10 protein-coding genes are annotated in these 8,153 nt (G+C 63.3%); 4 read left to right on the top strand and 6 right to left on the bottom strand.

Translation table 11 applies throughout. The features are described 5' to 3' along the window. Window positions 1–18 precede the first annotated feature (18 nt). On the bottom strand, window positions 19–456 hold the full coding sequence (locus GS429_RS00665; RefSeq protein ID WP_160061720.1) for a thioredoxin family protein: 438 nt from the start codon (window positions 454–456) through the stop codon (window positions 19–21). Window positions 457–597: 141 nt separating this feature from the next. Between GS429_RS00665 and GS429_RS00670 the strand changes: the two genes are divergently transcribed. From GS429_RS00670 to GS429_RS21660, 4 genes are all read left to right on the top strand, one after another. After that, entirely contained in the window at window positions 598–2,625 is a 2,028-nt protein-coding gene (locus GS429_RS00670; RefSeq protein WP_160061722.1) for a heavy metal translocating P-type ATPase, read from the top strand. Between the two features lie 66 nt (window positions 2,626–2,691). Further along, window positions 2,692–3,246 (top strand): class I SAM-dependent methyltransferase, encoded by a 555-nt coding sequence (locus GS429_RS00675; protein WP_160061724.1) that lies wholly within the window; start codon window positions 2,692–2,694, stop codon window positions 3,244–3,246. A gap of 105 nt (window positions 3,247–3,351) precedes the next feature. Further along, window positions 3,352–4,821, top strand: coding sequence for a dihydrolipoyl dehydrogenase (locus tag GS429_RS00680; protein ID WP_160061726.1), 1,470 nt, complete (start codon window positions 3,352–3,354; stop codon window positions 4,819–4,821). Between the two features lie 79 nt (window positions 4,822–4,900). Further along, entirely contained in the window at window positions 4,901–5,065 is a 165-nt protein-coding gene (locus tag GS429_RS21660) for a hypothetical protein (protein WP_201293922.1), read from the top strand. Window positions 5,066–5,129: 64 nt separating this feature from the next. Here GS429_RS21660 and GS429_RS00690 read toward each other — a convergent pair whose 3' ends face one another. The 5 genes from GS429_RS00690 to GS429_RS00710 form a co-directional block, all read right to left on the bottom strand. Continuing rightward, the gene (locus tag GS429_RS00690) at window positions 5,130–5,795 is read right to left on the bottom strand and encodes a cytochrome c biogenesis protein CcdA (RefSeq protein ID WP_160061728.1); all 666 of its coding nucleotides are present in this window, start codon (window positions 5,793–5,795) and stop codon (window positions 5,130–5,132) included. Window positions 5,796–5,798: 3 nt separating this feature from the next. Then, window positions 5,799–6,380, bottom strand: coding sequence for a TlpA family protein disulfide reductase (locus GS429_RS00695; protein WP_160061730.1), 582 nt, complete (start codon window positions 6,378–6,380; stop codon window positions 5,799–5,801). Beyond that, window positions 6,381–7,085: an SCO family protein gene (locus GS429_RS00700; protein WP_160061732.1), complete on the bottom strand. Its 705-nt coding sequence runs from the start codon at window positions 7,083–7,085 to the stop codon at window positions 6,381–6,383. Between the two features lie 101 nt (window positions 7,086–7,186). Continuing rightward, complete coding sequence (locus GS429_RS00705; RefSeq protein WP_160061734.1) at window positions 7,187–7,453, bottom strand: DUF7521 family protein; 267 nt, start codon at window positions 7,451–7,453, stop codon at window positions 7,187–7,189. Continuing rightward, window positions 7,453–7,812 carry an ArsR/SmtB family transcription factor gene (locus tag GS429_RS00710; RefSeq protein WP_141465452.1) on the bottom strand — a complete coding sequence of 120 codons (360 nt, stop codon included), beginning with the start codon at window positions 7,810–7,812 and terminating at the stop codon, window positions 7,453–7,455. The genes GS429_RS00705 and GS429_RS00710 overlap by 1 nt, the downstream gene beginning before the upstream one ends. Between the last annotated feature and the right edge of the window lie 341 nt (window positions 7,813–8,153).

Consider the following 8,153-nt stretch of genomic DNA (forward strand, 5'->3'; position numbering starts at 1 on the left):
AAAACGAGTCAGTCCGAATCAGCTGTACTGTTCGATCAGCCCCTCGAGTTGTCCCTTGCTCTGCGCGCCCACCATTCGCTCGACCGGTTCGCCGTCGGCGTACAGCACGAGCGTCGGGACGCCTTGAGCGCCCAGTTGCTGTGCCAGCCGCTGGTGGGTATCGACGTCGACTTTCGCGACCGCGGCGTCGGTCTCGGCCGCCAGCGATTCGATCGTCGGCTCGAGCATCTGGCAGGGGCCACACCAGTCGGCGTAGCAGTCGACGAGCACGACGTCGTGTTCGCCGACGACCTCCTCGAGGTGACCCGATCCGTCGATCGCGATCGGTTCTGACGGCGTTGGGGCGGTGGCACTCCCGTCTGCCCCCAGATCGCCGCCGTTTTCGAGCCGCTCCTGGAGTTCTCGTTTCTTCTGCTCGCGGATCTGCTCTCGCTCCTCCTCGAGTGAGTCGGTCATTACGTCCTCGTACGTCCTCGTCGCCCTTAAATTGTGTGAACTAAACAATACTCTATCGTGGCAGAGCGTGTCGGATCAGCCGAGTTCCCACTTTCATCAACCCACGTGAACGCTTATCCACGACGGCTCCCAACGATTCGTATGGAGACGCCATCGGGTTCCGCGTCGCTCGCCGAAGACCGGTCGACAGCGCTGGTGGATCGGCTGGACGTTCGGCGGCAGGCGGTGTTCGTCGTCCTGACGTTCCTCGGGATGACGATCGGACTCCTCGGCAGTTGGTTCGACGCGCCCCCGTCGGTCGTCTGGGCCAGTTACACCGTCGCCTACGTCTTCGGCGGCTGGTACGGGCTCAAAGCGAGTATCGCCGCGTTACGAGAACCCGCTATAGAGATCGACCTGCTGATGATCATCGCAGCACTCGGCGCGCTCTACATCGGAGCGCCGTTCGAGGGAGCGATGTTACTGTTCCTGTTCTCGCTCTCCGGCGTCCTCGAGGAGTACGCGATCGGCCGCTCGAGAACCGCGATCAAGTCGCTGGTCGACATGCGTCCGGAATCGGCGCAGGTCCTTCGCGACGGGACGGAAGCGACGACGCCGATCGACGACGTCGAGATCGGCGACGTGTTTGTCGTGCGCCCCGGCGAACGGCTGCCGCTCGACGGGGTCGTCGAGTCCGGTCAGAGTACGGTCGATCAGTCGTCGCTCACCGGCGAGTCCGTTCCCGTGACGAAAGAATCCGGCGACGAGGTGTTCAGCGGGACGATCAACGAGACGGGCAGCCTCGAGGTGCGGGTCACTCGAGAAGCCACGGAGTCGGCGATCTCTCGACTGATCCAGATGGTCGAGGAGGCCCAGGAGAAGCGCGCGCCGACCCAGCAGCTCATCGACCGCTTCGAGCAGCCCTACGTGCTGGGCGTCTTCGCGATGACTGCCGTCGCAATCGCGCTGCCGATCGCACTGTTGAACCACTCGTTCGAGCCAACGTTCTACCGCGCGATGACGCTCATGGTCGCCGCCTCTCCCTGCGCGGTCATCATCTCGACGCCGGCTGCGGTACTCTCCGCGATTTCGGCCGGCGGCCGACAGGGCGTCCTGTTCAAAGGCGGCGAACACATCGAAACGGCGGGGAACGTCGACGCCATCGCCTTCGACAAGACGGGGACGTTGACGGAGGGCAACACGCGGTTGACCGACGTCCGCGCTCGCGAGGGCGCCCTGTCTACCGACGGCGGTGCGATCGGCAGCGACCTGCTCGTGGACAGCGCCCTCGAGAACAACTCGCTGGTCGACGACCGACTGCTCGCTATCGCGGCGGCCGTCCAGGCCCGGTCGGAACACCACCTCGCCGAGGCGACCGTCGAGGCTGCCGCGGAGCGCGGCCTCGAGGTGCCCGATACCAGCGACTTCGAGGCGGTCGTCGGCAAGGGCGTCCATGCGACCGTCGAGGACCAGACGGTCCACATCGGAAATCCGCGGTACGTCGAGACCGTTCTGGCCGATCGTCCGATCGACGGCCGCGAGACGGGGCTCGAGGCGGTTCGCGACCTCGAGGCAAACGGGAAAACGAGCGTCCTCGTCGTCAGCGAGACCGACGAGGGCCTGCGCGTCCTCGGCTGGCTCGCGTTCACCGACACCATCCGCCCCGACGCGGCCGAGATGATCGCGAAACTCCGCGAGCGCGGCGTCGAACAGATCGTCATGCTGACGGGCGACAACGAGCGAGTCGCCCAGTACATCGCCGACGAACTCGGGATCGACGAGGTGTACGCGGAGTTACTCCCCGAAGAGAAGGTTGACCACATCGAAGCGCTCCAGGAGCGCCACGAGGCCGTCGCGATGGTCGGCGACGGCGTCAACGACGCCCCGGCGCTCGCGACCGCCGATATCAGCGTTGGCATGGGCGGTGCCGGGACCGACGTGGCGCTCGAGACGGCCGATATCGTCCTCATGTCGGATAAACTCGACCGGCTTCCGTACGCGTTCGCGCTCAGCAAGGAGACGCGACGCACGCTGTACATCAACTTCGCCATCGCGTTCGGAGCGATCGGAATCATGGTGATCGCGATTCTTACTGCCGGGATCCCGCTCCCGGTCGCCGTGGTCGGCCACGAAGGATCGACCGTCCTCGTCAGCCTGATCGGCCTGCGACTGCTCCGGTTCGACGGCTGAGGACGCGATCGCCGCGCCCGAACGCAAATGCGTGCACTCTTGTGACTACCGCACAAATATATCCGTATGGGATTTCACACGTTTCCCGTCGAGCGCGCCGACAAACTCGAGGATCCGTCGCGGTATCGCTTCTGTTCGCGCGAGGAGTTGCTCGAAATGATTGCACCTAACGCCGAGGACGTCGTCGCCGACCTGGGATCGGGGACGGGCTTTTACTCGCGAGACATCGCGCCCTTCGTCGACACGGTGTACGCGGTTGACGTACAAGAGGGGATGCACGAGTACCATCGTGAGGTGGGGGTCGCAGCGGGCGTCGAACTGGTCACGGCCGGTGTCGACGCGCTCCCCTTCGAAGACGACGAACTAGACGCTGCCTTCTCAACGATGACACACCACGAGTACGCCACGGATGAAACGATGACGGAACTCGCCCGCGTGATTCGGCCGGACGGACGCCTCGTGACCGTCGACTGGTCCGCCAACGGGACGGGTGAGGACGGCCCCGACGTCGACGAACGGTTCGGAGTCGACGATGTCGTGGCTCAACTTGAGGATTCGGACTTTATCGTCGACCGCGTTCACGACCGGCCGGAGACGCTGGCAGTCGTGGCTCGTCGATAACGGCTCGACGACACACGATCGGAATCGCGCGCCGCAACGGAACCCACCAGCGACGGGGACCAAGCGCGTGTGGGTTTAACGGTACTGGATGGCGTGACGGCCCGTATGGAATCGACCGACGGAGCGTTCGATTTTCTCGTGATCGGTTCGGGGTCGGGACTCGACGTCGCGAGTGCGGCGGCCGCTCGCGGACAGTCCATCGCAGTCGTCGAGAAAGGACCGCTCGGAGGCACCTGCCTCAACCGGGGCTGTATTCCCTCGAAGAAGTTGCTCTACCACGCCGAGGTGATGAAAACCGTCGAGCGCGCCGACGAGTTCGGGATCCTCGCCGACGTGACCGACGTCGACTTTGCCGATATCGTCCGCGAGGTGAACGCAGACGTCTCCGAGAGCGCCAAGTCGATCCACCACGGGCTCCGAACGTCGAGCCAGCACACGCTCCTCGAGGGCGAAGGCCGGTTCGTCGACGATCGGACGGTCGAAATCGTCGACGGCCGCGACGCCGGTGCGCGTGCCTCCGCCGAGACCGTCCTGATCGCGGCCGGGACGCGACCGACGATTCCGTCGATCGACGGCCTCGAGAGGGTCGACTACCTCACCAGCACGGAGGCGCTGCAACTCGAGGTGCCGCCAGATCACCTCGTGGTCGTCGGCGGCGGCTACATCGCGGCCGAACTCGCGCACTTTTTCGGCACGTTCGGGAGCGATGTCTCGATCGTGGGTCGTCGCCCACACCTCCTGCCGCAGGCCGACGAGGAGGTCGCCACAGCGTTCACCGAGCGCTATGCCGACCGGTTCGACGTCTACACGGGCTACGAAGCCGTCAGTGCGTCCGAGTCCAACGGCGGGGTCGCGGTCGAAGCGCGTCCGTATCCGCCCGCCTGGCCCGACCCGTCCGAGCACGAGGACGTGACCGTCACTGGCGACACGCTGTTGATCGCGGCTGGTCGTCGACCAAACACCGATCTGCTGAACCTCGAGGCGACGGGCGTCGAGACCGACGAACGAGGGTTCGTCGAGACTGACGAGTACCTGCGAACCACGGCTGAGGGCGTGTGGGCGCTCGGCGATATCGTCGGCGAGTACCTGCTGAAACACAACGCGAACCACGAGGCCGGCACCGTCGTCCGGAATCTGTTCGGCGACGACCTCGAACCGGTCGACTACACGGCGATGCCCTTCGCGGTCTTCGGCTCGCCGGAGGTGGCTGGCGTCGGCGTCACGGAGCAAGAATTGCAAGCGGACGACCGCGAGTACGCCACACGGACGTACCGGTACGAGGATACCGCCCGCGGGAGCGCGATGAAGGTCGAGGGATTCGTGAAGGTGCTCATCGAGCCGAACGGGGAAATTCTCGGCTGTCACATCCTCGGTCCCGAGGCGTCGAACCTCCTCGAGGAGGTCGTCGTCGCGATGAACGCGGGGACGGGGACCGTCTGGGATATCCGCCAGTCGGTCCACGTCCATCCCGCGCTCTCGGAGGTCGTCGATCGGGCGTTTGCGGGACAGTTCGTCCGTCGTGGGCCCGAGGCACACGACCATCATCACGGTCACGACCACGACCATCACGACTGAGCGCAGTTCGCGTTCTCGTCTCCACGCAGCGTGAGCAACCGAGAGTGTTTAACACACCCAAAGAATGCAGGGATCGACGATGACCACGTTTTCGATAGCGTTCTACAGAGAAAGCAAGGCGAGTGCCTCGGGGCTTGACCCCGAGGCGGTTCACTGGATTGGGACGTTTGCCATCGTCGCTGCGGTAGTGAACAGCGAGGGAATCGTCGCAATATTTCGCCACCGAGAGAGGGCAAAACGATAGAACGCGTCGGGCCACCGATCGGCTCGCGGCCGTGATACGATGTGTTCCGTTTGACCGGTTGTCGTCAGTAGACGACGAGCGCCAGGTAGAGCTGGCCGGCTCCGGCGACGATCATCACTGCGCCGGCGAGTCGCTTCAGATGGCCAGCGTACGCCGCGAGTCGTCCCGCACCCGCGACCAGCCCCATCCCGGTCGCGACGGTCATCCCGAGCATCAACACCACGACGCTGCCCACGTACGTCGCTACCACGACTGCCGCTACGTCGGCCGGCAGCGATAGCGCACGGGCGACCACGGCGAGAAACACGGGGGCGACACACCCGGCTGCAGCGAGCGCGTAGCCCGCCCCGAATATTCCGAAGCCGAGCACGCTCGAGCGGCGTTCTGGAAGGGGGATCGACAGCGACGGAACCCAGCCCAGCAGGACGAGCACTCCGAAACCCACCAGCAGCCCGCCGACGAGCGACTCGAAGAACGTGAGTTGTGAGACCGTCGACTGGCCGAGCCAGAACGTCGCTCCCAGAAGGACAGCGAGCGTCCCCAGCACACCGATGCCGGCGACCCCACCGCGGAGGAGCGCGCCACCGAGCGAGGCGTCGTCACCGTCCGTCTGACTGACGTAGAACCCGACGTACCCCGGCAGTAACGGATACGCACACGGACTGAAGAAGGTTGCAAGACCAGCGGTAAGTCCGAATCCGATCGCCGAGAGGAACGCGGCGTCGAGCATCGGTTACGTCCCTGCCTCCGCCTCGAGCGCTCGTTCGATCCCTGCGACGAGTTCGTCTGCGGTTTTGACACCGGAATCGGACCACTGAACGCGTCCACCCGTATCGATCGCGACGGCGGAGGGGTAGCCGCCCGCGAGATACCGCGAGGTCAGTTCGGCGGTCGGGTCGAGTCCGAGCAGCCAGTCGCCGTCGTGTTCGTCCCACCAGTCGACCAGTTCGTCTTCGGTGACGGACGAGCCGACCGCCTCATTCGTAACCGAGAGAAACAGCACGTCCGATCGAATGCGATCGTTCGCCTCGGCCAGTGCGGGCATCTGCTCGATACACGGCGGACACCACGTTCCGAAGAAATCGACGAACGTCACCCGCTCGGGCGCCGGAATCCGAACCTCGCCTGCCTCGCTGCCAGGCGCCTCGACCGTTTCTATCGTGATCGAATCGGGAGCCGTCGCCCCCGCTCCATCCGTCGCTTCCGGGTCGTCGCTCCCGGTTTCGAACGAGGGGACGCCACGGACCGCCAGTACGCCACCACCACCGACGACCCCGACACTGGTGAGACCAGCGAGGACATCTCGCCGTCGCATCTACGTTGTCACCACCGTTTCGAAGTCGTCGACCACCTGCGACGGATCGACGGTCGCCCCGTCCGGATACACACGCTCGATGCGTCCCTGTTCGTTGACGAGGAAGATGTAGTTGTAGTGAGGGAACATGTACTCGAGATTCTCGTACTCGTCGGCGTCCCGTTTCTCGAGTGGCAGTCCGAACTGATCAGTGAGGCTCGCTTTTGCATCCTCGTACTCCTTTGGGCGAAGGAAGTGCCAGTTTCCAGCGTCGAGATTGACGCCCTGCTGCTCGGCATACGCTCGTAACTCGTCTTCGGTGTCGCGTTCGGGGTCGAAGGTCATCCCGAGAAAGGCAGCGTCGTCCCCGTAGCCTTCTTCAGCCGCGACCTCCTGCGCTCGTCGCAACCGCAAGAGAAGCGCGGGACACGCGCCGTCCGGACACGACGTATAAAAGAACGTCATCAGCGTCGTCCGCTCGCCGACAAACTGCTCAGTCGAGACGGTCTCGCCCGTCAACGGGTCAGGGAACTCGACCGTTGGAAACTCCTCACCGTAGCTCGGATGCGACGCCTCGCTCAAATCCTGTTCCGGTGGCCCGAGCGTGACGCCATCCGCGCGTGAACGAGTTGACTCCTCGTCACCCGGTGACAGCGACTCGAGACAGCCTGCAGTGGCGATGAAACTCGAGGCGACGATCGTTTGGAGGCACGTACGCCGGTTCATAGCTCGGTATTTCGAGCCGATTCATAAACGCCGTCCGGCGATTCCCTGGCTCGGAAAAATTGCAGCATTTCAGGGAGAAACTATCGCCGCCGCAATTCGTATTACTGTCGTCGAAGTGAGAGAATGACGAGTACCATGCCGCTCGAGACAATGACCCCCTGTACGAGCGCTGCGGACGCGATCGTCGTACCGAATAGCTGGTAGATGAGGCCCTCACAGATCGCACCGACGCCGATGAAGACGAATCCACCGGAGACGTACAGCATCGGCGTCTGCCCGCTTCGCCGGTAACCGTGGTACGCAAGATATGCGACGATGAGGCTCAACACGAGCGTAATTCCCTTCGAGAGGAGGAACGAGACTTCCATCAGTCACCTCCCCGAAGATCGCTCCACAGTGACGTGAAGTTGTCCGCGAGATCGTCGCGCGTTTCGACTGTCAGCGAGAGTTTTCCGTCGCTAATCGTGACGTGAAGCTCCTCGAGTGACGTTTCGAACTCGCTTCGGTGAGAGCCGTCGGAATCGACGGTGTGGTGTTCCTCGACGAGTTCGTGTTCTTGTAGCACCGAGACGCGGCGGTAGATGGTCGTTAGTGAGGCGTCACACTCCTCGCTGAGTGTTTTTGCGGTCTTCGGTCCACTATCCGCGGCGAGGAGGATCTTCCGTGCGTACTCGTCAGCGAGAAGTTGGAAAATGTCTACCGAATCCCCGGAGCCTCCGTGTTGCACGCAATACATTCCGTCAGTTACCGTCAAATAGGCCACGGTTTGCTGGTTCAGCAAATCACCGAGACCGTCTTATACGTGCGTCCGCGTTGCTTCTCGGCGTTTCGTCAGCCCTCATATCGAGTCCTGTGATACTCAACGAACTGCTGACATGGTTATTTGGGATCAGTCGGAATACATCGAGTTATGGATCCGACGGTCGAACGGCGATGTCACCTCTTGTTCGGTCTCTCGTTAGTACTCCTGACGTTCGGGATCGGATACTCAGTACTTCACAAAGCCGCTTAGTTAGAACGTCTGCTTGCTGTGAATGTGCCTAGCAAACAGCAGCAAGCAGACAATGA

This window comes from Natronorubrum halalkaliphilum, assembly GCF_009834785.1.
GTDB lineage: Archaea > Halobacteriota > Halobacteria > Halobacteriales > Natrialbaceae > Natronorubrum > Natronorubrum halalkaliphilum.

What these genes read in the sequence shown, in the direction of transcription:
- GS429_RS00665 (WP_160061720.1), bottom strand. Translation starts at nt 456, where the DNA reads ATGACCGACTCACTCGAGGAGGAGCGAGAGCAGATCCGCGAGCAGAAG.
- GS429_RS00670 (WP_160061722.1), top strand. Translation starts at nt 598, where the DNA reads ATGGAGACGCCATCGGGTTCCGCGTCGCTCGCCGAAGACCGGTCGACA.
- GS429_RS00675 (WP_160061724.1), top strand. Translation starts at nt 2,692, where the DNA reads ATGGGATTTCACACGTTTCCCGTCGAGCGCGCCGACAAACTCGAGGAT.
- GS429_RS00680 (WP_160061726.1), top strand. Translation starts at nt 3,352, where the DNA reads ATGGAATCGACCGACGGAGCGTTCGATTTTCTCGTGATCGGTTCGGGG.
- GS429_RS21660 (WP_201293922.1), top strand. Translation starts at nt 4,901, where the DNA reads ATGACCACGTTTTCGATAGCGTTCTACAGAGAAAGCAAGGCGAGTGCC.
- GS429_RS00690 (WP_160061728.1), bottom strand. Translation starts at nt 5,795, where the DNA reads ATGCTCGACGCCGCGTTCCTCTCGGCGATCGGATTCGGACTTACCGCT.
- GS429_RS00695 (WP_160061730.1), bottom strand. Translation starts at nt 6,380, where the DNA reads ATGCGACGGCGAGATGTCCTCGCTGGTCTCACCAGTGTCGGGGTCGTC.
- GS429_RS00700 (WP_160061732.1), bottom strand. Translation starts at nt 7,085, where the DNA reads ATGAACCGGCGTACGTGCCTCCAAACGATCGTCGCCTCGAGTTTCATC.
- GS429_RS00705 (WP_160061734.1), bottom strand. Translation starts at nt 7,453, where the DNA reads ATGGAAGTCTCGTTCCTCCTCTCGAAGGGAATTACGCTCGTGTTGAGC.